This is a genomic window from Pseudaeromonas sp. HNCC25DJ180 (assembly GCF_055413345.1).
The window spans coordinates 13,815-38,620 of the sequence record NZ_JBVAYF010000018.1; the positions used below are offsets into that span (position 1 = coordinate 13,815).

28 protein-coding genes are annotated in these 24,806 nt (G+C 54.1%); 14 read left to right on the top strand and 14 right to left on the bottom strand.

From position 1 onward, the window contains the following. The first annotated feature begins 103 nt into the window (after window positions 1–103). Window positions 104–1,258 carry a methionine adenosyltransferase gene (metK, locus tag ACZYTD_RS15360; protein WP_463893350.1) on the top strand — a complete coding sequence of 385 codons (1,155 nt, stop codon included), beginning with the start codon at window positions 104–106 and terminating at the stop codon, window positions 1,256–1,258. 133 nt (window positions 1,259–1,391) lie between these two features. Here metK and ACZYTD_RS15365 read toward each other — a convergent pair whose 3' ends face one another. The 8 genes from ACZYTD_RS15365 to ACZYTD_RS15400 form a co-directional block, all read right to left on the bottom strand. Next, entirely contained in the window at window positions 1,392–2,030 is a 639-nt protein-coding gene (locus ACZYTD_RS15365; protein WP_463893351.1) for a hypothetical protein, read from the bottom strand. A 195-nt stretch (window positions 2,031–2,225) separates the two neighbouring features. Next, window positions 2,226–3,059, bottom strand: coding sequence for a DUF2971 domain-containing protein (locus ACZYTD_RS15370; RefSeq protein WP_463893353.1), 834 nt, complete (start codon window positions 3,057–3,059; stop codon window positions 2,226–2,228). Between the two features lie 79 nt (window positions 3,060–3,138). Further along, window positions 3,139–3,513, bottom strand: a complete 375-nt coding sequence (locus ACZYTD_RS15375) for a hypothetical protein (RefSeq protein WP_463893355.1) — start codon at window positions 3,511–3,513, stop codon at window positions 3,139–3,141. A 645-nt stretch (window positions 3,514–4,158) separates the two neighbouring features. Further along, window positions 4,159–4,455: a putative hemolysin gene (locus ACZYTD_RS15380; protein ID WP_463893357.1), complete on the bottom strand. Its 297-nt coding sequence runs from the start codon at window positions 4,453–4,455 to the stop codon at window positions 4,159–4,161. Between the two features lie 74 nt (window positions 4,456–4,529). Continuing rightward, complete coding sequence (locus tag ACZYTD_RS15385; RefSeq protein ID WP_463893358.1) at window positions 4,530–5,321, bottom strand: YwqG family protein; 792 nt, start codon at window positions 5,319–5,321, stop codon at window positions 4,530–4,532. A gap of 529 nt (window positions 5,322–5,850) precedes the next feature. Further along, the gene (locus tag ACZYTD_RS15390) at window positions 5,851–6,249 is read right to left on the bottom strand and encodes a hypothetical protein (RefSeq protein ID WP_463893360.1); all 399 of its coding nucleotides are present in this window, start codon (window positions 6,247–6,249) and stop codon (window positions 5,851–5,853) included. 158 nt (window positions 6,250–6,407) lie between these two features. After that, window positions 6,408–6,983, bottom strand: a complete 576-nt coding sequence (locus ACZYTD_RS15395; protein ID WP_463893362.1) for a SprT family zinc-dependent metalloprotease — start codon at window positions 6,981–6,983, stop codon at window positions 6,408–6,410. A 148-nt stretch (window positions 6,984–7,131) separates the two neighbouring features. Beyond that, window positions 7,132–7,953 carry a DUF5718 family protein gene (locus ACZYTD_RS15400; RefSeq protein ID WP_463893363.1) on the bottom strand — a complete coding sequence of 274 codons (822 nt, stop codon included), beginning with the start codon at window positions 7,951–7,953 and terminating at the stop codon, window positions 7,132–7,134. Window positions 7,954–8,119: 166 nt separating this feature from the next. On the opposite strand from ACZYTD_RS15400, the gene ACZYTD_RS15405 reads away from it, so the two are divergent. From ACZYTD_RS15405 to ACZYTD_RS15440, 8 genes are all read left to right on the top strand, one after another. Further along, on the top strand, window positions 8,120–8,827 hold the full coding sequence (locus ACZYTD_RS15405; protein ID WP_463893365.1) for an endonuclease: 708 nt from the start codon (window positions 8,120–8,122) through the stop codon (window positions 8,825–8,827). Next, complete coding sequence (gene rsmE, locus ACZYTD_RS15410) at window positions 8,827–9,558, top strand: 16S rRNA (uracil(1498)-N(3))-methyltransferase (protein WP_463893367.1); 732 nt, start codon at window positions 8,827–8,829, stop codon at window positions 9,556–9,558. The genes ACZYTD_RS15405 and rsmE overlap by 1 nt, the downstream gene beginning before the upstream one ends. A 14-nt stretch (window positions 9,559–9,572) precedes the next feature. Then, window positions 9,573–10,523, top strand: a complete 951-nt coding sequence (gene gshB / locus ACZYTD_RS15415) for a glutathione synthase (protein WP_463893369.1) — start codon at window positions 9,573–9,575, stop codon at window positions 10,521–10,523. Window positions 10,524–10,587: 64 nt separating this feature from the next. Continuing rightward, on the top strand, window positions 10,588–11,142 hold the full coding sequence (locus ACZYTD_RS15420) for a YqgE/AlgH family protein (protein ID WP_463893370.1): 555 nt from the start codon (window positions 10,588–10,590) through the stop codon (window positions 11,140–11,142). A gap of 23 nt (window positions 11,143–11,165) precedes the next feature. Then, window positions 11,166–11,600, top strand: a complete 435-nt coding sequence (gene ruvX, locus ACZYTD_RS15425; protein ID WP_463893372.1) for a Holliday junction resolvase RuvX — start codon at window positions 11,166–11,168, stop codon at window positions 11,598–11,600. A 113-nt stretch (window positions 11,601–11,713) separates the two neighbouring features. Further along, window positions 11,714–12,238 carry a DUF1523 family protein gene (locus ACZYTD_RS15430; protein WP_463893373.1) on the top strand — a complete coding sequence of 175 codons (525 nt, stop codon included), beginning with the start codon at window positions 11,714–11,716 and terminating at the stop codon, window positions 12,236–12,238. Window positions 12,239–12,459: 221 nt separating this feature from the next. Next, window positions 12,460–13,425, top strand: a complete 966-nt coding sequence (tal, locus tag ACZYTD_RS15435; protein WP_463893375.1) for a transaldolase — start codon at window positions 12,460–12,462, stop codon at window positions 13,423–13,425. 216 nt (window positions 13,426–13,641) lie between these two features. Next, a complete protein-coding gene (locus tag ACZYTD_RS15440; RefSeq protein WP_463893377.1) occupies window positions 13,642–13,827 on the top strand; it encodes a DUF3545 family protein in 186 nt (61 codons plus the stop codon). 68 nt (window positions 13,828–13,895) lie between these two features. On the opposite strand, the gene ACZYTD_RS15445 is transcribed toward ACZYTD_RS15440, so the two are convergent. After that, the gene (locus ACZYTD_RS15445) at window positions 13,896–14,441 is read right to left on the bottom strand and encodes a hemerythrin domain-containing protein (RefSeq protein WP_463893378.1); all 546 of its coding nucleotides are present in this window, start codon (window positions 14,439–14,441) and stop codon (window positions 13,896–13,898) included. A 104-nt stretch (window positions 14,442–14,545) separates the two neighbouring features. Next, window positions 14,546–15,226 carry a uracil-DNA glycosylase gene (ung, locus tag ACZYTD_RS15450; protein ID WP_463893380.1) on the bottom strand — a complete coding sequence of 227 codons (681 nt, stop codon included), beginning with the start codon at window positions 15,224–15,226 and terminating at the stop codon, window positions 14,546–14,548. Window positions 15,227–15,584: 358 nt separating this feature from the next. Between ung and grcA the strand changes: the two genes are divergently transcribed. Next, the gene (gene grcA / locus ACZYTD_RS15455; RefSeq protein WP_463893382.1) at window positions 15,585–15,962 is read left to right on the top strand and encodes an autonomous glycyl radical cofactor GrcA; all 378 of its coding nucleotides are present in this window, start codon (window positions 15,585–15,587) and stop codon (window positions 15,960–15,962) included. Between the two features lie 117 nt (window positions 15,963–16,079). Here the strand turns inward: grcA and ACZYTD_RS15460 are convergent, their stop codons facing one another. The 3 genes from ACZYTD_RS15460 to ACZYTD_RS15470 all read right to left on the bottom strand — a co-directional run bounded on the left by ACZYTD_RS15460 (window position 16,080) and on the right by ACZYTD_RS15470 (window position 19,655). Continuing rightward, window positions 16,080–16,628, bottom strand: coding sequence for a peptidoglycan L,D-endopeptidase MepK (locus tag ACZYTD_RS15460; protein ID WP_463893437.1), 549 nt, complete (start codon window positions 16,626–16,628; stop codon window positions 16,080–16,082). Between the two features lie 237 nt (window positions 16,629–16,865). Continuing rightward, window positions 16,866–18,410 carry a L,D-transpeptidase family protein gene (locus tag ACZYTD_RS15465; protein ID WP_463893383.1) on the bottom strand — a complete coding sequence of 515 codons (1,545 nt, stop codon included), beginning with the start codon at window positions 18,408–18,410 and terminating at the stop codon, window positions 16,866–16,868. Window positions 18,411–18,512: 102 nt separating this feature from the next. Next, window positions 18,513–19,655 (bottom strand): beta-ketoacyl-ACP synthase III, encoded by a 1,143-nt coding sequence (locus tag ACZYTD_RS15470; protein WP_463893385.1) that lies wholly within the window; start codon window positions 19,653–19,655, stop codon window positions 18,513–18,515. A 169-nt stretch (window positions 19,656–19,824) separates the two neighbouring features. On the opposite strand from ACZYTD_RS15470, the gene cysK reads away from it, so the two are divergent. From cysK to crr, 4 genes are all read left to right on the top strand, one after another. Then, window positions 19,825–20,793 (top strand): cysteine synthase A, encoded by a 969-nt coding sequence (cysK, locus tag ACZYTD_RS15475; protein WP_463893386.1) that lies wholly within the window; start codon window positions 19,825–19,827, stop codon window positions 20,791–20,793. Window positions 20,794–21,200: 407 nt separating this feature from the next. Beyond that, window positions 21,201–21,458, top strand: coding sequence for an HPr family phosphocarrier protein (locus ACZYTD_RS15480; protein WP_463893387.1), 258 nt, complete (start codon window positions 21,201–21,203; stop codon window positions 21,456–21,458). 68 nt (window positions 21,459–21,526) lie between these two features. Then, window positions 21,527–23,254, top strand: coding sequence for a phosphoenolpyruvate-protein phosphotransferase PtsI (gene ptsI, locus ACZYTD_RS15485; protein ID WP_463893388.1), 1,728 nt, complete (start codon window positions 21,527–21,529; stop codon window positions 23,252–23,254). Window positions 23,255–23,298: 44 nt separating this feature from the next. Further along, window positions 23,299–23,808, top strand: coding sequence for a PTS glucose transporter subunit IIA (gene crr, locus ACZYTD_RS15490; protein ID WP_463893389.1), 510 nt, complete (start codon window positions 23,299–23,301; stop codon window positions 23,806–23,808). Window positions 23,809–23,886: 78 nt separating this feature from the next. On the opposite strand, the gene ACZYTD_RS15495 is transcribed toward crr, so the two are convergent. Further along, on the bottom strand, window positions 23,887–24,699 hold the full coding sequence (locus ACZYTD_RS15495; RefSeq protein WP_463893390.1) for a DUF4114 domain-containing protein: 813 nt from the start codon (window positions 24,697–24,699) through the stop codon (window positions 23,887–23,889). Window positions 24,700–24,806 lie beyond the last annotated feature (107 nt).

The window sequence follows — 24,806 nt, forward strand, 5'->3', positions numbered from 1 at the left end:
ACATCCATCCACTGCCGTACGTTCGCGGCCGACAACTGCCGCTGATAGCCGCACCTCGCTGCGGTTGCCCCATCAAGCACCATTGCATTAAGAAGAGAGAACCATGGCCAGACTGTTCACCTCCGAGTCCGTCTCTGAAGGACATCCCGACAAGATCGCCGATCAAATCTCCGATGCGGTTCTGGATGCCATTCTGGCCCAGGATCCCATGGCCCGCGTCGCCTGCGAGAGCTTCGTCAAGACAGGTATGGTGCTGGTCGGTGGCGAAATCACCACCTCCGCCTGGGTCGATATCGAAGAGCTGGTACGCCAGACCGTGCGCGACATCGGCTATGTCCACTCCGACATGGGCTTCGATGCCAACTCCTGCGCCGTACTCAGCGCCATTGGCAAGCAATCCCCGGATATCAACCGCGGCGTCGACCGTAAAGACCCCAAAGAGCTGGGTGCCGGTGACCAGGGGTTGATGTTCGGCTATGCCAGCAACGAAACCGACGTGCTGATGCCCGCCCCCATCACCTATGCCCACCTGCTGGTCAAGCGCCAGTCCGAAGTGCGCAAGAGTGGCGTGCTGCCCTGGCTGCGTCCGGATGCCAAGAGCCAGATCACCTTCGCCTATGACAGCAATGGCAAGATCCAGGGTATCGATGCCGTGGTGCTCTCTACCCAGCACAGAGAAGACATCAGCCATGACGATCTGGTGGAAGCGGTGCAAGAAGAGATCATCAAGCCGGTACTGCCCAAGGAGTGGCTGACTCACCAGACCAAGTACTTTATCAACCCCACTGGCCGTTTCGTTATCGGCGGCCCCATGGGCGATTGCGGTCTGACCGGTCGCAAGATCATAGTGGACACCTACGGCGGCATGGCCCGTCACGGTGGCGGCGCCTTCTCCGGTAAAGACCCTTCCAAGGTAGACCGCTCCGCCGCCTACGCCGCCCGCTATGTGGCCAAGAATATCGTCGCCGCCGGCCTGGCCGAACGCTGTGAAATCCAGGTTTCCTACGCCATCGGCGTAGCCGAGCCCACCTCCATCAGCGTCGAAACCTTCGGCACTGGCAAGCTGGACGAGAGCCACCTCATCAAACTGGTGCGCCAGTTCTTCGATCTGCGCCCCTATGGCCTGATCGAGATGCTGGATCTCAAGCGCCCCATCTACCAGGCCACCGCCGCCTACGGCCACTTTGGCCGCGAAGAGTTCCCCTGGGAAAAGACCGACAAGGCCGCCCTGCTGCGCGACGCCGCCGGGTTGAAATAAGACTAAGTGGTGTTAAGAGCAATAAAAAAGGAGGCGAAAGCCTCCTTTGTTTAACGAAATAAAATTTTTTGAGTAACTATTTGCTTGGCAGGTTGTAGCTCATATTGCGAAGATGTTTTACACCAGAATAAATCTATATAAAAAGATCTGGAAATTCATTTTTATAGGCACTTAATCCATCTTTACACAGGTATTCATCATCACCATGCCTGCATACATCTAGAAAAATCTTTTTATTATCAGTCTCCAAATATATTACCCAGTGACCAGTTCGACTCTGCCCATATTTTTCCATAAATTCACGCATCACGGAATCAAGACTACTCACGCATGAGCTAAGTTTGATTTTATGTATTTTAAGGTGGTTATTGAAATTATGAATAAATTGTTCTTCGTATGCGTCAATATGATCATGCTTTATTTTGAATGGCTTAAGGCATTTTAAACATCCTCGCTTTTTAAGTCTTGTCTTCCCCCCTGAAACCTCTCTCTTTAACTCTGCACAAAGACCATTTGGCCTGACAACACCATCAATACTTAATTTATGCAAACGTCGTTTAAAACATTCCGAAAAAACAAATCCAGAGGGCATATTCAAAGCACAAAAAAATTCACCAACAGACATATCGGAATAAACGCAGCCATGAGTTGATGTTTTGTTTTCATATTCAACTTGTGAATATCCTTTACTCTCATTAATTTTCAACATAACAATATCCAGTTCGTAGGGCGCAATAGCCAAGCGTATTGCGCCAAATTTAACCATCAACATGGCATAGCGCCGCAATTAAATTTACTCGACCAGCAAGGCATTATTATTTTGTCGCAAAGATTAACGGTAAAAAATAGGTGCCATCAGATTTCCAGATGCATCGATAATCCATAGTATTTTATGCTTGGTTATCGGTTTATCTATTATGCGTTCGGCGCAATACGCTACGCTATTACGCCCTACGGTCTTGAATAATTAGCGGTCATCAGGAATCGTTAGATTCAAGCGGTCCATAAAGCTATCAATAGAATGATTTCGATACACTTTCTTTAACCCTTTTATTTTCCTAGAAAAAGCCATCCATTCAAATACCTTGCGCTCAATTTCATAACCGGCATTAGACAAGCATGAATAAAAAAGTTGCACATGACCCAAGCTTGGATCTTTTGATAATAATTTTACTATCTTATCGACATCGCCCACAGTCATCCGACAACCAAAAGTAATAGATTTGATAGAATCACTCGGCATAGCGACCATGTTTTTTGGCTCTTTTTTAGTAACATCACCATTCTGGTGATCATTTAGACGAAACACCATTCGATGTTCTTTTTCATACATCCATTCATCTGATTTATGAAAAAAAACCTCATTTAAAGTACTACCTAACTCATCTAATTCCTCAAGTCGTTTTTTTCGATAGAACACACGAGATAATATACCGACATGAGCGTCTTCAACATTACCCACATGAAACCATTGATGGGTAGGATCAAACCCTATTACCAATCCTTGATGTTGATTAGCATAATGTGACCACATTAATAAATTATCAGGAGTTTCAGTAAAACACACAAGACCATATGCCTTTAATCGGCTTTGAAGTGCCGTTCGGCCAATTTTTGCCATGAAGGATGTATGTTCAATTGTGACACTCCTACCACCTATTTTTTCAAATTGATTAATAAACTCTATCGATGGAAACAATTCAAATGGATCGTTAAGTTTATCCGCAGGCGTTAATGACAGTTTTTTATTACTGCAAAATTTGACTCCGAATGCGGTATATTTATATATTTCATTTAACACAGCTAAATTACTCCATTACAAATAAAAACAATGCGTACGATTACGCCACGCTAATAAACCTATGGATTGTTTATATATTTCAGCGTTGTGCAGGCAGCTCAGGAGAATACAACACATACTTAATAGAGATGTCTTTCCATTTGTTTACTTTCGTAGGTTTATCAAATACCTGAACATAGTCAACGTGCAATGAAGCATCATGCCATTTAATATAAATTGGTGTTTTATCATGAACTGTAAATATCCAGTCATCACCCAAAGGGTTAAATTCATCCTCAGCACGTCGCAAACTAACAACAAACACACTAGAAGTAGTTGCACCACAATTTCTTTCAAACACGGATGCGGTATATCGCCCATCAGATGACAACGCATCAGAAATCAGGGTGTTTTCACAAAGTGGATCACCACATGATGAAATAAAGCTAAACACCACAAGCCAGAGCAGCCTCATACAAACCCCCACCCTTACAAAAATAGCACCATAACTTTTAAATAGAATTGGCAATAAAGTAGATGCCAAAACCGACGACGATGGCGGCGCGGCGCAGATATCGGTTACGGGTTGGCTTATCCATAGGGCCTCGGTGTGAAGGGGGGCTGATCCTTATACACAACGCCCACCCCATTAATGAGAGATCCGGGGAGCAGAGGCTCCCTCCCCTTTTTTCAAGGGGAGGGCTGGGGTGGGGTTTGCTTTTTGGCTTATGAAACATCAAAAGCCAACCCCCCTCCCAACCTCCCCCTTGACTGAGGGAGGCGCTGTTCGAGGCACTCCTCAGCATTTATCTCACCCATCGGCCAACTATGTGTAGAAGAGACAGGGCCTAAGCCACAGCGAAAAAATGCGACGCTACCGCCCTTGGCTATCACCGCCACTATGCACTCGGCTCCGGCACAGCCTGTCAAATCCGGTCACGGGCGAGCCCATGGTGGCTTTGATGCTAGCGCACTCGATGACCAGACCCAATCAGGCGCGGTCATTAATCCCTAATTTTTATGTAAAAAGCGGATTTCGCAGCACAGAGGGCTTGGCCGGGTGGCCCCTTGCGGGGGGAACCAGGCCAAGAGGAAGAAGAGGGAGAAGAGTGCGGTGGGGTTAGTGGGCGTTAGCGGCAGATGCAGTGGCATCAGCTGCGGATGCGGTGGCATCAGCGGCATGAGTGGCGCGATAGAGCGCCCACTCCTCCACCACGCGCCCATCGGGCAGGTGGCAATTGCTGCTTTGCCCGGCCGCTGTGGTGACCCACTCGCTCTTGCCGCCCTGCTGGGCACAGTAGACGCTGGCCGGGTTGGCCATGCCGATCTTGGGTGCGGGCGCAACGGCTTGGCCACAGCCACTGAGCAGCAGCAAGCTGATAGCCAACCCAGTTAGCCCTATCGGGTTTCGATCCATAGAGAGCCCCCCTCTGTTAAGTAACTAGGCTGGGTTAAGTAACTGCGCTGGCGCCGTGCCGGTAAGCGCACTGGCTAGCAGCAATCCCAGCTATACCAGACCCGGGAGAAGTCCAGTTTGGCCAAGGCATCGGGCTGGATAAAGAAATTACCCACCCCACAGTCGCCCCACATGATAGCGACGCCATCGTCATCATCGGCCGTGTCCATCTGAAATAAGAGCAGCCACTCCTCAGCCGATTTCTCATAGGGGCGCGGATCCTCCTGGGTAAAATAGGCATAACCGCCGAGCTTGCTACCCGTGCCTAGCTCCCTGTCATACAGCGCATCCACCATGCTCTCGTCGATTGCCGCTATGTTGCGGGCGATGGCCTCGAAGCGATAATCGCTCGGCGCGGGCAGATCCTGCACCAGGGTAAAGCTCAGCGCATACTCCTCGGTCAGCGGCAGAAAGCACTCCGCCGCCGCTGCGGGCAGATCGGTCACCAGGCCTGCCACATCGGTATTCACATCGGCGTGGTAGACGATGCGATAACCATCCGGCGCGGCGAGCTGCCGATCCAGCGGCTGGTCAAATTCGAGACCATAACTCGGGTCATTGGCGATAAAGAACTGCAGCAGCCCCTTGGTCGGATAGCCGCTGAGTGCCGGTAGCTCGGCAAAGTTTAACTGGGCCAGCAGATAGAGCGGCGCCCCGCTCTGACTATGCGGATAAGTCATACCCCGGGGCCAGTAGGGCTGACCGCCGAACTTGCTGCTCCAGAGTGCCGCCGGTTTGGCCTTATGGGGAGTGATCTTCACGGCCGGGAGCGCATGGTTACCCAGCTCGGCCAGTACACCTGCTATCTCTTCGTGCTCTATCATCATGACCTCTCTGATTGTGACCCAGTTGCCCTTGCTTGGGCTTATGCCGACCGAGCCCAACTTAACACACCAAAACATGCTACAGGTCGGGATAGAGGATGGGAATAGCGTGCAGGCTCTCGCATAGCAGGAGAGGCGTCAGCCCAAGATAGTGCCCCAAGAACATCGACCATGGGAATTAAATAGATAATAGATACACATTAAACAAAAAGTTCAATCCAGCCCTGGAAATAGTGAGTCTGTTTGCGCTTACGCAAAATATATATATCTGTTTGGATGATGACATTAGCCTTTATATACTTAATTTTTATCTGCATTTAGGCTAGCTGAACGAAACAGCAACACGAATCAAACAGCATTAAATCCCGATTGAAGATAAAACAGAGCCTATGCAACTATAGCCCTGTCATCGCACCGAGAGAGTAACCACTCTCGCTATTGGTATAGATAAATAAATTCTAATCCGGGGTCTACCATGTCAAATATTAAATCCTTAGTTCTGGCTTCTCTATTAAGTTTTGGTATGACTGGCCTAGCCATGGCCAATAATGTTATAGACTGCAGCAATGCCCAGAACCAAAACAGGGATGAATGTATCCGCGCTAAAGTAAACATCAACACCGAAAACGATGTTGTTGATTGCAGCAACGCAAAGAACCAAAATAGAGATGAATGCGTCCGCGCTAAAGTAAACATCAACACCGAAAATGATGTGGTTGATTGCAGCAACGCGAAGAACCAAAATAGAGATGAATGCGTTCGCGCCAAAGTTAATGTCAACCATCGCAATGACGTTATGCATTGCAGCAATGCGGCCAATGGCAATAAAGATGAGTGCGCCCGGGCCAAACACAATCACAACAACTAATGATCTATAACTATTTAATGAATACTTAGCAACGTCATTCAGATAAATTCGACGATTACCCAATCATGCCAAAGGCACCGACTCAGGCCGGTGCCTTTATTATATGGCAGTGAGTCGCCTCGCTATTAATTCCGCCAGCCAATTCACCACAAAACCGATCTTTGAGAGCGACAGGTGCAATAATCACGTCACGGCAGACTGCAATGAAAAAATAGACCGATTTAGCAAACGGCTTGCAGGGGCACACCACAGTGGCGGCAGAGGTAGCGGCTCTTACCACGCTGCAGTGCATTATGGCGGCGCAGACTCAGGCTATGGTCGCGACAGGCACAACGGTAACTGAACTGCGGGCCCTCTACCTTGCTGATATCGAGCTGGTGGGTCACCCTGCCCGGCAACTCGAACACCTGCTGCATCATGCGTTTCCACTCCCGACCGTGCGGGGCACAGCGGCCATGCAGGGCAAAAACCAGCAGGTGCGCCAGCTCATGGGGGATCACCTCATGGAGAAAACTCTGCCGATTATCCACCAGCAGCTGCGGGTTTAAGCGGATCTCCCATGTTTGCAAGTGGGCCGTGCCCGCCGCCTTGCCCCTCTGGGTAAAGCGCAGGGTGGGCCGGGGCCAGCTCTGCTTGAGACGCTGGGTGGCCTGGGCCAGGCGCTCATCCAGCGCCTGCTCACAGGCGGCGCGCAAGGCCGAGTCCAGCTCAGGCTCCCGACGGCGCCGCGGGCGTGGGGCGGGCGCCACCACGGCTTGCGACCCCAGCGCGGTTGCAGCGAGTAATCGACGTTTCAAATCTGATAACAGGGTCATGAGCCAGGGCAGAAGGTTAAGGGGTAAGCCAGCCATTATGATGCCGAGGAGCCAGAGTAAGGGCAAGCCAACAGGGCCCTAAAAGCAACAAGGGCCCAGGGGCCCTTGTGCGTTAACCAAGCAGAGTCGCTCACACCACCTGTTGCAGCAGGGCCGAGATCCCCGCGCCCTGATATTCACCCGCCTCGACCCTGGCCAGGATCTCTGCTGGCGTATAGCCCGCCGCCGGATAGAGCAGCACCAGGCTGCGGTCTCCCACTTGCAGGAAGTGACTCTCTCCAAAGGGGGTGTAACGGGTGGCGCCTATGCTGATCAGTGCCTGAGCCGGGTAGTCGGCTGCCGCCAGCAAGCTGGCGATATGCTCGGCCGGCCCCTCATCCAACTGCTCATTCATCTTCTCCACTATCCAGTCGAGCAGGGTCTGGTGGAAGTAGCTGTACTCCACCACAGGGCTGTCGAGGCCATAGGGGTGTACCTGGCCATCACGCAGCAGGAAGCTGGCGATGCGATAGCCATCCAGTACCCCGCCCGGCTGCAGGTGATCCAGCGGCAGCAGTTGCTCGGCGACTCCCTTGCTGGCCGGGCCCCAGTTCTTCTTCTCGCTGATCTTGCGGGCGCCCTCTTTACGAATGGAGCAGTCGTTGTAGGCGCCAAATGCCTTGGGAGTCAGGGCAACCACCTGGCCGTCACGGTAGTCGATGTCGCACAGCAAGCCCACCTCGGGCTCGATCTGCAGGTTATCGCCTCCCTGAGGAAAGCGGATCTGGCTATGGCTCAAGGGATAGGTGCCGAGAAAAGTACGGCTCTTGGGCAGATAGAAGGGGAAAATGGCCTTGGGGGCTATGGCCTCCTTGACCTTGACGGCGACAAAATCACGGGCCTCCCCGGCTTGCTCCAGATGGCCGGCAAAATTTCCGGCCACACCCAGACCGATCACGGCACTGTACGTCATTGCTGCTCCTTGCCTTGCAGAGGCTTCATATTACCAATACCAGAGCGAGTCTAGCGATTAGGGCCCGGTCGTCAACCGCACAACCCTTTTCTTCTGTCACCTGGATGATATTCTAAGCCCCCTGTCGACTGTGACAGTTCAGTTGTCGTCCCATATGTAGGTTGTCATGCGGCTTAAGCACTCTCTGTTCACGTTAGTTTTCCCCCTCTCGTTTCTGCTGGTCCTCACTGGCTCAGCCCAGGCGCTGACCTTCGTGCAAGCCAAGAAGGAACTGCAGCAGATCTATCGCGCTAATCCCGAGCAACAGAGCTTCTATTGCGGCTGTGATATCCGTTATCAGGGCAAGAAGATGGTGCCGGATCTGGCCAGTTGCGGCTATGAAGTGCGCAAGCAGCCCGAACGCGCCAGCCGTATCGAGTGGGAGCACATAGTGTCGGCCTGGGAGTTGGGCCAGCAGCGTCAGTGCTGGCAACAGGGCGGCCGCAAGAATTGCGTGAAAACCGACCCAATCTTTGCCCAGATGGAGGGGGACATGCATAACCTGGTACCCGCCATCGGTGAGGTGAATGGGGATCGCGCCAACTTCCGCTTCTCGGAGTGGAATGGCCAGCCAACCCAGTATGGGCGCTGTGAGATGGTGATCGATTTTGCTGGTAACCGCGCCCAACCCCCGACCCGCAGCCGGGGCGCCATAGCCCGCACCTATCTCTATATGGCTGAGCACTATCAGTTGCGCCTGGCCCCGGCCCAGCAGAAACTCTTTGCCGCCTGGCATAAACAGTACCCGGTCTCGGCGTGGGAGTGCCGCCGGGATGAACTCATTGCCAAGGTCCAGGGCAACCACAACCCCTTCGTAGAGGAGCAGTGTCACTGATGCGTATCCCCCGTATTTATGAGCCCACCCCCCTGGGCAGTGGCCAGACTCTGGCCTTGAGTGAAGATGGCGCCAACCATGTGGGTCGGGTGTTGCGCATGCAGCCCGGTCAAGCCCTGGTACTGTTCGATGGCCGAGGCGGCCACTACCCGGCCACCCTGAGCGAAGTGGGCAAGAAGCAGGTGCTGGTCACCCTGGGTGAGCAGGAGCGACATGAGGTCGAGTCACCGCTGCCACTGCATCTGGGCCAGGTGATCAGCCGGGGCGACAAGATGGAGTTCACCATCCAGAAGTCGGTGGAGCTGGGGGTGAATGTCATTACGCCCCTCTTCTCCGATCGCTGTGGCGTCAAGCTTAATGGCGAGCGGCTGGAGAAGAAGCTGGAGCAGTGGCAGAAGATTGTCATCAGCGCCTGCGAGCAGTGCGGCCGCAACCAGGTACCGCTGGTCCGCCCGGCCATGGAGCTCTCGGCCTGGCTCGCCGAAGAGACGGCCGAGCTCAAACTCAACCTGCACCCCCGGGCGCCCTACAGCATCAATACCCTGCCCGAGCCCACTCAGGGCATCCGCCTGCTGATAGGCCCGGAAGGAGGGCTCTCCGATGAGGAGATAGCCCTTGCCCGCGACCATGGCTTTGCTGATATGCTGCTGGGACCAAGAGTACTGCGTACCGAGACGGCGGCCATGACCGCCATTACCGCCCTGCAATGTCGCTTCGGCGACCTGGCATAAGGAGAGAACATCAGATGGCCATCAAACTCGGCATCGTTATGGATCCTATCAACACCATCAAGATCAAGAAGGACTCCAGCTTTGCCATGCTGCTGGAGGCCCAGCGCCGGGGCTACGAGCTCTATTACATGGAGATGCAGGATCTCTACCTGCTGCAGGGCGAAGCCTTCGCCACCATGCGCCCCTTGAGCGTCTGGGATGATGCCGGTTCCTGGTTTGAACTGGGCGAGGTGCAGGATCAGCCCCTGGCCGAGCTGGATGTGATCCTGATGCGCAAGGATCCCCCCTTCGACACCGAATTTATCTACGCCACCTATATGCTGGAGCGGGCCGAAGAGCAGGGGGTGCTGATCGTCAACAAGCCCCAGAGCCTGCGCGACGCCAACGAGAAACTCTTCACCGCCTGGTTTGCCGAGCACACGCCGACCACACTGGTGACCCGCTCTGCCGCCAAGCTGCGTGCCTTCCATGCCGAGCATCAGGATGTGATCTTGAAGCCGCTGGATGGCATGGGCGGCGCGTCCATCTTCCGCTTGAAGAGCGATGATCCCAATGTGGGCGTCATCATAGAGACGCTGACCGAACACGGTCACCGCTACTGCATGGCCCAGACCTATCTGCCCGCCATCAAGGAGGGGGACAAGCGGGTGCTGGTCATAGACGGCGAGCCGGTTCCCTACTGCCTGGCGCGCATTCCAGCCCAGGGTGAAACCCGGGGCAACCTGGCAGCCGGTGGCCGGGGCGAGCCTCGCCCCCTGACCGACAGCGACTGGGCCATAGCCCGCGCCGTCGGCCCGACGCTCAAACAGAAGGGGCTCATCTTCGTCGGCCTGGATATCATAGGCGACCGGTTGACCGAGATTAACGTCACCAGCCCCACCTGTATTCGGGAGATAGAGGCCGCCTTTCCGGTGAACATTACCGGTATGCTGATGGATGCCATCGAGCGTCGCCTCACTCCCTGATCTTCAGCCATCGCCTGCCCTGTTGCCGAGATGCCGGGGCCGGCCATTGGAGTACCACAATCGGATGTCATACCTGCAAAACCACTTTTTGATCGCCATGCCCACCATGGAAGATGGCTTTTTCTCCCGCTCTGTCATCTACCTGTGCGAGCACAATGCCAAGGGAGCCATGGGCCTCACCCTGACAGTGCCGCTGGACATGGATCTCTACGAGTTGCTGACCAAGATGGAGCTGACTGATGTCAGCCCCGAGCTTAGAGAGCTGCCCGTACTGGCCGGTGGCCCGGTGAACACAGACCGCGGCTTTGTGCTGCACTCCCCCAAACCCGGCCTTCACAGCTCGCTGCAATTGACCGATGAGCTGATGATCACCACCTCCCTGGATGTGTTGCACACCCTGGGTACCGAGCAGGCTCCGGAGCGATTTATCATCACCCTGGGCTATGCCGGTTGGGACGCCGGGCAGTTGGAGCAGGAGCTGCTGGATAACAGCTGGCTCACCCTGCCCGCCACCCCCGAGCTCATCTTCAACGTCCCCTGGAGCGAGCGATGGCTGGCCGCCACTCAGGCCATGGGGCTGGATATCTGGCGCGTCGCCCCCCAGGCCGGACACGCCTGACCAACCAAGCTTGAGGGCTAATCATGAAAGAGAGTGGACAACGTACCCTGTTGGGGTTCGACTTCGGCACCCGCAGTATCGGCGTGGCCATAGGCCAGGAGATCACAGGCTCAGCCCAACCCCTGCGCGCCCTGAAAGCCAACGATGGGGTGCCCAATTGGGATGAGATAGAGAAGTTGCTCAAGGAGTGGCAACCGGATCTGGTGATAGTCGGCCTGCCGCTGAACATGGATGGCACAGAGCAGCCCCTGACGCTGCGGGCCCGCAAGTTTGCCAACCGCATTCATGGTCGCTTTGGCGTCGCCATGGAGCTGCAGGATGAGCGGCTCACCACTACGGATGCCCGGGCGCGCTTGTTCGAGCGCGGCGGCTACCGGGCGCTGGAGAAGGGGATGGTGGATGGTATCTCGGCCCTGCTGATCCTGGAATCCTGGATGGAAGCCCAATACGGCCAGTAACTAGCAACCTCCGACATCGACACAGATCGACCCGCCACAGCTGACGCCGCCGCCAAGGCAGGCTAGTATGTGATGAAGGTGTACCAATCAGCACCCACTTTTCAGGAGTGACCATGAGTTTAACCATGAAAAAAATCGCCTTCTCCGCCCTGGGCCTGGCGGCCGTGCTCTCGGCACTCTGGCTCGACTTCTATCTGCCGGAGAAGAGCATCACCACCATCACAGGTGTCGAGGTAAAACGGGTGGACAAGGATGGCCCTATCGGCAAGGAAAACCCCGCCGATGGTCCAACCATGGATGTCTACTACATCTACACCTCACTGCAGAACGACCAGGTCCGGGTCTTCCGCAACGAAGATACCCGCTGGAGCTGGCCCTTCTACTTCAAGTTTGATGCCGCCGATGTTCAGGCCAAGGCCAAGACCCTGGAGTACGAGAAGAAGACAGCCCGCCTCACCTCCTATGGCTGGCGCATCAACATGCTCTCCTGGTTCCCCAATGTCACCAAGATCGATGTGGTGGAGCCGGATGCCTCGACCTTCAGCCTCTTCCGCTGGTTCTGGTTCGCCCTCTGGGCCGCCGGTTTTGGCTACCTGGGCTGGCGTCTGCGCCACTACTTTGCCAAGCAAGAGGCCTGAGCCTAGCCCCCAGTCAGAAAGCCGCTTACTGCGGCTTTTTTTTCGTCCCCAACTTGCGCTCATGCCACCCTGGACCACGACAGCCAGGCCTGGTTTTCACAATTTGTTAGCATTTAGCTTGCGCTGCTGCAGCATCCCTCGTTTACTGCATAGAGGCAGCGGCTGAGCCCTAGGGTGCCACTGCCTTTCTCCGACTACGCCTTATTGAGATCTGCCCGCTTATGACTAATCAACTCGAACAACTCAAGCGCCTGACCACAGTGGTGGCCGATACCGGTGATATCGAGGCCATGCGCCATTATCACCCCCAGGATGCCACCACCAACCCCTCCTTGCTGCTCAAGGCCGCCGAACTGCCTCGCTATGCCCCCCTGGTGCGCGAGGCGATAACCTGGGCTCAAGCGCAGAGCCGCGAACAGGCCCAACAACTGCTGGATGCCGCCGACAAGCTGGCGGTGAGCATTGGCTGCGAGATATTGCAGCTGGTACCGGGTCGCGTCTCTACCGAGGTGGATGCCCGGCTCTCCTTCGACACCCAGGCGAGCATAGCCCGCGCCCGCCGGCTTATCTCACTCTACAACCAGGCAGGCATAGGCAAGGAGCGTGTCCTCATCAAACTGGCCGCCACCTGGGAGGGGATCCAGGCGGCCGAGCTGCTGGAGCGTGAAGGGATCCAGTGCAACCTGACCCTGCTCTTTAGCTTCGCCCAGGCCCGCGCCTGCGCCGAGGCCGGCGTCTATCTCATCTCCCCCTTCGTCGGGCGCATCCTCGACTGGTACAAGAGCCGCACCCAGCAGGAGTACCCGGCCAGTGAGGATCCCGGTGTGCTCTCGGTCAAACGCATCTATCACTATTACAAGAGTCACGGCTACCCCACCATAGTGATGGGGGCCAGCTTCCGCTCTGTGGGGGAAATCATTGAGCTGGCAGGCTGTGATCGACTAACCATAAGCCCGGCCCTGCTGGAAGAGCTCTCCTTGCTGCAAGGCCCGGTAGTACCAAAACTCGTCGCCAGCAGCGGTAGTGAACCCCGCCCCCACCCCATGAGCGAGGCACAATTTCGCTGGCAGCATAATGAAGATGCCATGGCCTGCGACAAGCTGGCCGAGGGGATCCGTAACTTCGCCATCGACCAGGTAAAACTGGAAAACCTCTTGTTGCCCCGGCTAAATCAAGCCGCACAATGACCTAGAACCGGGTGGGTCAACCGACTGAGTTAATAGCCTTGAAGTGCCTGATTTCAGGGCAATTAAGCCCCAGGATTGGGCAACCCAATGAGCGACTCATACGCGATTCACACTTTCGTTATCAAACTGTCATTTCTGCGTCATCTCAAGATTTTATTTTGCAGATCACTGTGATATACCCAATGACGAAGACGTTGCTGTATTTAAGGAGGAACCATGGAAAGGTTCAATCTGGAAGTCGATGATCTGATCGTGGTAGACGCGGAAACACGTAACTCTCGAAGCGCCGCCAAGAAACGCAAATGGCGCGAAATAGAGGCCCTGAAAGAGAAGTATCGCCTGCAGAAGGAGTTGGCATCGATCGACGTCGCCTATGATGATGTCGCCGAATTAGATTTCTAATTACAACGCTCTCCCCATAACGGCAAAAGCGGGCTTGAGCCCGCTTTTTGTTTCCACCTTGCTTACGCTCAACTGCGCGCCAGACGCAACCGGCTGAAGAGATCCCGATAGCGCTCAGCCACCTGCCGCCCGAACAGCGGATCATCGGCGATCTTGAATTGCCACTGCTGCTCCAGGTTACGCCAATCATCTTCGGTCAGGCTCTTGCGCAGCTCAGGAAAGAGTTCACCCTCTTCGAAATCCATGTGTTGCTGCTGCAGCACAATAAAGGCCTCCAGCTTGGCCACCAGGGTATCCAGCGGGATCACGGCATCCATGAGGATCATCTCCACCATCTCGCGCAACTCCTTGCCGGATGCCACCACCCGTTCATGTTCCTGCTGTAGGCGCCGGGAGAGCTGTTCATCCTGACAACGATACTTGAGATAGTAGTCATAGATGAGGTCTTCCTGAGGGTGGTGTTGTTGATCCGACACCTCACTCAGATAACAGAGCACATCATTCAGCAGCCGGTATTGCACCGGCTGCTCACCGCGAATGGCAAACAGCTTCTGCCGTAATACATCCAGCAGCTTAGCGATATTCAGATGTTCCTGATGAAGTGCATCCAGCATGACCTAACCTTCCGAAAACAGGATCGAGAATGAACCCTAAGTATAGCCATGCTACGCCCTGATCGCGCAACGGGTGTAAAAATGGCCAGTTTTAGCGAGCTGGCTCACGGCAAGGGACACCCGGCAGGTAGTTGCCAGTTCACCGGCGTGCTGCCTTGCTGACTCAATAACTGGTTGGTCTGGGAAAAATGACCACAGCCTAAAAAACCCCGATGAGCGGAGAGTGGGCTGGGATGGGGGGCCGTCAGCACATGGTGACGCTCTCTGTCTATGATGGCCCCCTTCTTCTGGGCGTGACTGCCCCAGAGCAAGAACACCACCCCTTGCCGCTCGCAGTTAAGGCGAGCTATCACCTGATCGGTGAAACGCTCCCAACCCAGATTGGCGTGAGAGTGAGCCTGACCCGCCTCCACCGTCAGCACGGTATTGAGCAGCAGCACCCCCTGCTCCGCCCAAGAGACCAGATAGCCATGAGGGGGAATGACAAAGCCGGGGATATCCCGCGCCAACTCCTTGTAGATGTTGACCAGCGACGGCGGCACCTTGACCCCGGGTAGCACGGAGAAGCAGAGGCCATGGGCCTGGCTCGGGCCATGGTAGGGGTCTTGCCCCAGGATCACCACCTTGACCTGGTCAAACTCGGTGTACTTGAAGGCATTGAATACATCGGCCGCCGGCGGGTAGATAACCTTGCCCGCTTCCCGAGCCTGACGCACATAGGCCAGGGTCTGTTTGAAATACTCTTGCTCTTTCTCTTCGCCTATGACGTCAGTCCAGGTAGCCATTTTTAAAATTCACCAAGGAAATCAAAGAAAAGAGCATAAACAGCTCACCGCGCCAGGGCAAGCACAGCCGCACAGGCTTGTATTTTTGTAGTAAATTTACAACGAAGTGATAAATATCCAGTAACAGGATAACCTTCAATTTTACAAAAATGCGCATTTGTTGATTTATATCAATAAAATAACCCCATCACCCACCCCTTGTAGGGATTTTCCGCTTGATCGAAGTTGGTAAATTTACTAATGTTGTAATCACGATACATGATTAAGTGCAGCTGCGAAGCAAAGCGTCGTAGCTTGTTGAATTGGGGATGGCGACTGTCGGACCGCGCTCCCCGCATCATCCAATAGGAGATCAAGCATGGTTAAGGGTATCCAAATCACCAAGGCAGCAAATGACGGACTGCTCAACTCTTTCTGGTTGCTGGACGATGACAAGCAGGAAGCGCGTTGCCTGTGTGCCAAAGGCGAGTATATAGAAGACCAAACCGTGGCCATGGCCACTCTGGGTCAAATTGAATATCGCGAAATCCCGGTCAAGCTGGAGCCGATCGTTGAAGGTGGTCAACACCTGAACGTCAACGTGCTGCGCCGTGAGACTCTGGAAGATGCCGTGGCAAACCCTGAGAAATACCCACAGCTGACCATTCGTGTTTCTGGCTATGCGGTACGTTTCAATGCCCTGACCCCAGAGCAACAGCGCGACGTAATCACCCGGACTTTCACTCAGAGCCTGTAAGCCCTCCCGCTGACGCTCTGAATGCAAAATGCCTCCCAATGGGAGGCATTTTTTATGGCCGGAGAGTGACGCTTAGCAACCTAAAAAGCCCCCAGCGGGGCTCTGGCTGCCACTGGGCTACCAGTGACGCTTAGGACCCGTATCCATATGCACGAAGTTGGCACGAGGATAGTAACCAACGCCACCGGCATTGAGAGCCAAAGCTGCCTTACGGATACGACTAACCTCGACACCCTGAATGCGAATATCGACGGCCTGCCCAGACATGTGCAGACTCTGCTTGGCCACAGCCCGATTCTTCTTCCGCAACATGGCATTGGTCTGCTCGGAGCGATAACCGCACACCACATGGATCTCTTTTTGGCTACCCAGTTTTCGCTGCAACTCAAACAACTGATCAAATAACTTGGCATCGATCAGGATCTGGGCATCATCGGCCCGATAGTCTCGAAACAACCAACTAAACTCCAACAGGCCATCCCGCACGTAACGACCCTTTTCCCAGTAGCAGGCACTGGCGCGCTCGCCTGTGTTGGGATTATAAAAACGCAGCAAACGGGCCGGCGCAGTCGGGCTGGCCAAGGCCACATCAGGCAGTAAACTTGTCGCCATCAGACAGGCGCCGCCCAAGAGTAAACGCCGACGGCTGATCTCCACATCCAGCATCATGATCTCCTAGCTTGGTTGCCATCCGAAACCACCACGCCAAATGAATGGCAAGGCGAGGCTCACTAAAACCAGTAGAAGATAACGACTGACAACACCCTGTGTCAAACAAGGGTTCAATATAAGGATTTCAATGAATACCAAAATGAACACCGAATTGACGAATATTTGACCTCAGTCAGCTATCTAACAAAAAACGCTCCCGAAGGAGCGTTTTACGGAACTTTCCGATAAGACTTAGGACTTTCTGACCTGTAACACGCTGTTTAGTACGGCACTATTGCTCGATTGAGACTTGGCATCAAAACCGTAAATATCATCCCGGAATTGTAACTGACCCTTATCATCCAACCAGCTACGCCAGTAGACGGTAAAGACCGGGACCGGAGCCGTGAGGCGCACCCATTTGGTCTCTGCCGCAGCCAAGGTCTTATTCACCTTCTCCGCAGTCCAACTGGAGCCTTGCAGTAACAGGTTGGCAAAATCAGCCGCCATCTCCACCCGCACACAACCTGAGCTCATGGCGCGCTGATCTAGTTTGAACAGACGCGGATTAGCCGTGGAGTGCAGATAGATGGATTCATCATTGGGCAGGTAGAATTTATAGCGCCCCAGGGCATTATGATCCCCCGGTTGTTGCTTCAGCTTGTAGGGAAAACCGGCATCCAGCGCCTGCTGCCACGCGATCGTACTAGGATCAATCTTAGCCCCAGAGTAGTCATAGATATCAAACCGCTCCTTAGCCAAATATTGCGGATCCCGCGCCAGCTTGGGCACTATATCCTGCGTCAAGATAGAGGTTGGCACATGCCAGGCTGGATTGAGCACTATGCTGGCAATCTCGCTGGCCAGGATTGGCGTCTGCCGTTTCAATTTGCCGACTATCACGCGGCTGGAGAAGATCTGCTGCTGTCCTTCCAACACCCTGAGTTGATATTCCGGAATATTGACGACCACCAGACGACGCTGATCCAGGCGGTCGTTCACATCCCCACGCAACAAGCTTCGGGCAAGAATGACGGCTTTCTGGGCAGGCGTAATGCGCATCCAAGCCAGGGTTCTAGGCCCTATCACCCCATCAGGGTTCAAACCATGGAGCCGCTGAAACTGCTCCACCGCCGCCACAGTCAACGGGTCATACAATTCATCGGCCAATAGCGGTTCAGTTGATAGCTTCAACCGCATCAGCAGTTGTTTAACCTGGGGTAGCTGCGGATGACTCTCACCTGGATGCTGGACGAAAGTGCCTAGCTCACCCCACTCCCCCTCTCTGGCCATATCCAGCAGTAGGGAGAGTTGATGACGCAGAGCCTGATAATCCCCCATGGCAGGTTGTAGTTGCGCCACATCCTGAGCCAGGGTGCCCCCTTGCAGTGCTTGGGCATACTCCTGCAGCAGTTGAGGTGAGGAGGAAAACTTGATGCTTTTAAGCTGGATCCGTTCCCGATCATCCAGGCTTAACTGGTGCCACTGGGTGCGGAATTGCTTGAGCAAGATAAACGTTTCGGCAAACAGCAGGCTCTGCTCATGAGGATCGCGGCTCTTGCTCAAGGCGAGCCAGAGTTGATTGATGGCGGGATGAACATCCGCTAAGGCCAGCTCCAGCAGTTGCTGAGCTAATTCGATGCGAATCGCCTCACTGGGTAGAGGCAAAGATTGCACCGTCACCATGCTGGCAGCAGACGAGGTCTGAGCCAATGATTCCCCAACGGCTATGGCCGTACCCGACAGACTGACTCCCAGTAATGAGAGCATGGTAACCTTGACTACTTTGCCGAACATCCCGCCTCCTGCTGGAAACACCGCTTGCCCCATTATTATTGCTCCCGCCTCGCCATCCTTGCAGCGGCCTATGAGCAGCCTAAGAGACGAGTCAGCCTTGAATCACTCTTTGCTAAAGGCGCTATCATACCCATCTCGACGAGTTAACAGAACGCTCCCCATCGCATAACCTGCACCATACGCAGCCATGATGCCATGTTCACCTGACGCCAGTATATGTTTAAAGTGGTGAAAGCAAGCAGGTGCTCCGGCTGCTGCCAAATTGCCATACTGCTGCAGCAGGCTGGGCAATCGCTCCGGCGCTAATCCTAGGCTAGCGGCGATGGCCGACTGAAAGTGCTGGTTAGCCTGATGCAGCCAGAACTGGGTGATATTCCCAACGGCTAGGCCGGCACTATCCAGATGCTGCTGAATGTGCGCGCACACCAGCGGCAACAAGGTTTCTCCTACGCTAGGCCCCGACTGACGATAGAGCCGCTCCAGCAGATAACGACTCTCTGGATGGGTGCGCAATAGATCGCCATTCAAATTGTGGATCTGGGTGCTGTAGTGACTCGCCACCTGACAGGAGTGCACCACAAATCCGGCTTTACCGACGGCCACGTCCTCGCGTTCCAGCAACAAGACAGCGCAACCATCCCCAAACAGAAAGTGAGAGAAGCGATCCCGAAAATCGAGTTGGGCAGAGTTGATCTCGGGCACCACGATCAAGGCGCGTTGTGCCGCCCCGGTCTGCAGCAGCAGATGGGCCTGTTGCAAGGCATAAAGGGCGCTGCTGGCGGCCATATGGATGGCACTCGCCATTCCCTGGGCCCCGAGGAAGGCCTGCAGCTCGATGGCTACCGAGGGAAAGGTCCGTTCGCACAGGCTGGAGGCAAGATAGAGCGCATCAATCTGCTCAGGCCGCACCCCCGCCTCATCTAGCGCCTGCTGAATGGCAGGCACCGCCAACTGCAACTGGAACGAGGGACGCTCCAACCCGGTTGCAGGCAGCAAGGGCTGCATGATATCGGGATCCAGAATGCCGTCACGAGTCAGGAAGTAACGGCTATGAATACCCGATAGCGCCTCGATGAAGTCAGGGCTGCTCTCCTTGAGGGGCGCAATCTGCCCGGCCTCGATCGCGGAACCATTCTCCTGATTAAACTGGGAAACATAGCGGTTGTAGACGTCGGCCAACTGCTGATTGGTTACTTCATAAGGCGGAACATGAAAGCCACTTCCCGTTAACACCACCTGGTACATACGCATTTCCTCAGCCTGATGTGATCGCCACCATATTGCCATACCCTACGGGCGGGCATGGCGTATAGTTATCCAGAACATATAGTTATAACTAAACATCACTTCCCATAGATATTTTTATGATTAAGCTAAATCCTAACTGCTGACACTACATAATAGGAAACCCGCCATGGGCAAGGTATACGAAGATAACTCTCTTACGATAGGTAATACTCCGCTGGTTAAACTTAACCGCGTCAGTACTGGCCGAGTCCTGGCCAAAGTGGAAAGTCGCAACCCCAGCTTCAGCGTTAAATGCCGCATCGGTGCCAACATGATTTGGGATGCCGAGAAAAAGGGCTTGCTCGGCCCAGGCAAGGAGATCATCGAACCCACCAGTGGCAACACAGGTATCGCGCTGGCATTTGTCGCAGCCTCTCGCGGCTATGCCATCACCCTGACCATGCCTGCCACCATGAGTCTCGAGCGCCGCAAGTTGCTCAAGGCACTGGGCGCCAACCTGGTACTCACCGAAGGCCCGCTGGGCATGAAGGGTGCCGTCGCCAAGGCCGAAGAGATCCGCGACTCGGATCCTGAAAAATATCTGCTGCTGCAACAATTTGAAAACCCGGCTAACCCGGAAATTCACGTCCAGACCACAGGCCCAGAAATTTGGGATGCGACCGATGGCGAAGTCGATGTCGTTGTCGCCGGGGTCGGTACCGGTGGCACCATCACAGGTATCTCTCGCTACCTGAAACAGATCAAGGGTAAGGCTATCACCAGCGTGGCGGTAGAACCCAAGGAGTCGCCCGTCATCAGCCAGAAGCTGGCCGGAGAAGAGATTAAGCCAGGCCCCCACAAGATCCAGGGCATTGGTGCTGGTTTCATTCCTGGCAACCTGGATTTGAGCCTGCTGGATCGCGTCGAACAGGTCACCAGCGATGAGGCCGTAGAGATGGCCCGCCGTCTAATGCAAGAAGAGGGCATTCTGGCCGGGATCAGCTCAGGCGCCGCCGTCGTGGCCGCCAATCGCATTGCCGCCCTGCCCGAGTTTGCAGGTAAGACGATAGTGGTCATACTGCCCAGTTCAGGTGAGCGTTATCTCTCCAGCGTCCTGTTTCAGGGGCAATTTGGCGAGCAAGAGTTACAAGCTTGATATTGCTTATATTTCTAATAAAAACGCGCCGGATAACCGGCGCGTTTTTTTTTGTACGCTATACTCAAAGGGAGCTTTTTTCCGCCACTTAATTTTTTATATAAAATATGATCGCTATTCATGGCTATTTATTGGCCATAAAAACGCTTATCTTAGGTTCCTTGACTTGGCGCAAGGGTTTTCAAGCTCAACGTATCAAAAAGTAACGCACAGATATTTTTTGTTGCACCTTAAGGGTATGGCCTTTTGCCGCTGGCCAGAGCAAGGCATAATCCCGAGCCAATGCAGTTTCGGTAATTAATAAAGTATCAACTACAAGACCGTGAACTGCAGACGCCACTTTATCGCTACACAGGCTATCGGCTGAACACCAGCAACAGCCACAATCAACAACATTGGGGTGAAAAATGTTTGAGAAATCTGTAGTTATTACCGCTGAAAATGGTCTCCATACTCGTCCAGCTGCTCAATTCGTCAAAGAAGCTAAAGAGTTTCAAAGCGACATTAACGTGGTGAGCGGTGGCAAGAGCGCCAGTGCCAAGAGTCTGTTCAAATTGCAAACCCTGGGCCTGACCAAGGGAACCACTGTGACTATCCAGGCCGATGGCCCGGATGCACAAAAGGCCGTTGATAAGCTGGTAGCCCTGATGGCCGAGCTGGTTTAATTCCAGCGACCATTACGCTTACACCGCTTTAACGATCTGGTATCCACTCTCTTATTACAGGTACGGCTATGATCTCAGGTATCTTGGCGTCTCCGGGCATTGCTTTTGCTAAGGCTCTGCTGCTGAAAGAAGACGAAATCGTCATCAACAACGAATCAGTTTCACCAGCCAACATCGAGAACGAAGTGGCTCGCTTCTTTGACGCGCGCGCTAAATCCTCAGTGCAACTCGAAGCCATCAAGGTGATGGCGGGTCGCACCTTTGGTGAAGAAAAAGAGGCGATCTTCGAAGGGCATATCATGCTGTTGGAAGATGAAGAGCTCGAAGGCGACATTGTTACCCTGATCCGCGAAGAGCGTTTCAGCGCAGAAAAAGCCATCCACCATGCCATAGAACAATATGCTTCCATGATGGCCGAGCTGGACGATCCCTACTTGCGTGAGCGCGCTACCGACTTCCGCGATATCGGTACTCGTCTGGTGAAAAACGCCCTAGGCATGGAAATTGTCAACCTGAGCACCATAGATGAAGAAGTCATCCTGGTGGCTCATGACCTGACACCATCAGAGACGGCCCAGATCAATCTGAACTTTGTCCGAGGCTTCGTCACCGACATCGGCGGCCGAACCTCCCACACCTCCATCATGGCTCGCTCTCTGGAGCTGCCGGCCATAGTCGGCACTAACGACATCACCAAACAGGTCAACTCAGGGGATTTCCTGGTGTTGGACGCGCTGCATAATCAGGTGTTGATCAATCCCAGTGCTGAGCTAGTACAACAGCTAAAAGATTCACAGGCCAAGTTCCTGGCTGAAAAGGCCGAACTGGCCAAGCTCAAGGAACTGCCCGCCACCACTACCGATGGCCATCGTGTCGAAGTGTGCGCCAACATAGGCACAATCAAAGACATGGATGGAGCCCATCGCAATGGTGCCGAAGGCGTGGGTCTGTATCGTACCGAATTCCTGTTCATGGATCGCGACGCCCTGCCCACCGAAGAGGAGCAATACCAAGCCTATAAGGAAGTGGCCGAATCCATGCCGGATCAGCCAATCATAGTCCGCACCATGGACATTGGTGGCGACAAGGAACTTCCTTACATGAAGTTCCCCAAGGAGATGAACCCCTTCCTGGGCTGGCGTGCCGTGCGTATCTTCTTCGATCGCAAAGACATCATGCACACCCAGTTACGCGCCATACTGCGCGCCTCCGCCTTTGGTAAGCTGCGCATCATGTTCCCCATGATTATTTCTGTGGAAGAGCTGCGCGCCCTGAAAGCAGAGATCAGCGATCTGAAGGCCGAACTGCGTCAAGAAGGCTTGGCCTTCGATGAGAGCATCGAAGTGGGTGTAATGATAGAGACGCCTGCCGCGGCCGTCATCGCCCGTCACCTGGCCAAAGAAGCCGACTTTTTCTCCATCGGCACCAATGACTTGACCCAATACACCCTGGCCGTTGACCGTGGTAACGAGCTGATCTCCGGCCTCTACAATCCACTCTCACCGTCCGTTCTGACCCTGATCAAGCAGGTCATTGATGCGTCCCATGCCGAGGGCAAGTGGACTGGGATGTGCGGTGAACTGGCTGGCGATGATAGAGCCACCCTGCTGCTGTTGGGTATGGGGCTGGATGAATTCTCCATGAGCGCCATGTCCATACCTCGCGTCAAGCAACTGGTTCGGGCGGCCAACTATACGGCGGTAAAAGCCATGGCCGAGAAGGCACTGGAGAGCGCCACCATCGCTGAAGTAGAAGCCGTTGTAGATGACTTTGTTAAGCATCAGGCTGTCTGTTAATATCATTGGCTAAAAGCTGAAAATAACTCTTAGGAGCTAACGCTATGGGTTTGTTCGACAAACTGAAAAAGCTGGTATCTGACGACAGTTCTGATACTAGTGGCATCGAGATTTTTGCCCCCTTGTCTGGCGAAATTGTGCCGATCGAGGATGTTCCGGATGTGGTTTTCGCCGAGAAAATCGTTGGTGATGGCATTGCCATCAAGCCAGCCGGTAACAAGATGGTCGCACCGTGTGATGGCACCATTGGCAAGATCTTTGAAACCAATCATGCCTTCTCTATCGAGTCTGACTCAGGCATCGAACTCTTCGTGCACTTCGGTATCGATACCGTTGAGCTGAAGGGTGAAGGCTTCAAGCGCATTGCGGCTGAAGGTCAAAGCGTGAAGAAGGGTGATACCATCATAGAGTTTGACCTGGCGGTACTCGAAGCCAAGGCCAAGTCTACCCTGACGCCCGTTGTTATCTCCAATATGGATGACATCAAAGAGCTGATCAAGCTCACGGGTAGTGTCACAGTGGGTGAAACTGCCGTGATGCGTATCAAGAAGTAAGTTCTACTTCTTCTATAAAAAAACCGGAGCCTGGGCTCCGGTTTTTTTTCGTGCTTTTCTGCTAACAACTCATCGAACTCAAGCTGGCACGGCAACCTTCTGATTGCGGCGCTTGCGCGCCCCCGCCAGCAGCAGGCCCAAACCGGAGAGCATCATCACATAGGTTTCTGGCTCGGGAACCGGAGAGAGCAGGAACACCATGTCGTTATAATCGCTGTCACTCTTACCCGCCCAAGTATCTTCAAAACCGACCATGTATGAGCCATCAGCCAGCGTCAGCACATGGGTATGCACTGTCTTGTCGGCCCACCCCTTGCTGTCACTGTTGTTCGCCACAGAGCCGGTGAAGAAGTAATTGGTATTGGGTAGATTGACCTCTTTACCATAAACCAGATTTAGCGCCTGGAGCCCAAAGACCAGATTGTCGCCTACTGTCAGCCCACTGACCTCACGACTTAGACCCAATTGACTCGCCAAACAGCTGTTGCCAGCCTTGGCCTGAGCATAACTACAACCAGCCCGGCTCTCAAACAGCGTATTGGCGCTGTTGACCGGGTTGTACTTATTCAGGTTATTGGTTCCGCCGCTGGTATAGATGGGGTTCCAAAAGTTGGCGGTGTTGAAGGCACCAGTACCAGCGGAGGCCAGGAAAAGATTGGTATCGCGAGCAGCGCCCGTACCGAGGTAAGTGACCTTCATGGTGCTGGCCGTCGCCTTCAGATCGCTAGACGAGCTAGAAGCAGGAGCGCTCTTGAGCGCCTGCAACTGAGCTGTGGTCAGTAGATCAGAATAACGGGAAAACCACTCCCCCAGCTTAAGCTGGTTGGTTTCAGTGGTACCGGTTAGGGGGGAAATCACAGCCGCTTGAGTATGGCTAGCGACCAGTAACATGATTGATCCGATAAATAGAGTCTGTTTTTTTAACATGGCTAGCATCCCTGCCTGGGTCGATGTGATTGGCGTCACAATTCAACACCAATTTAACAACTACCACCATC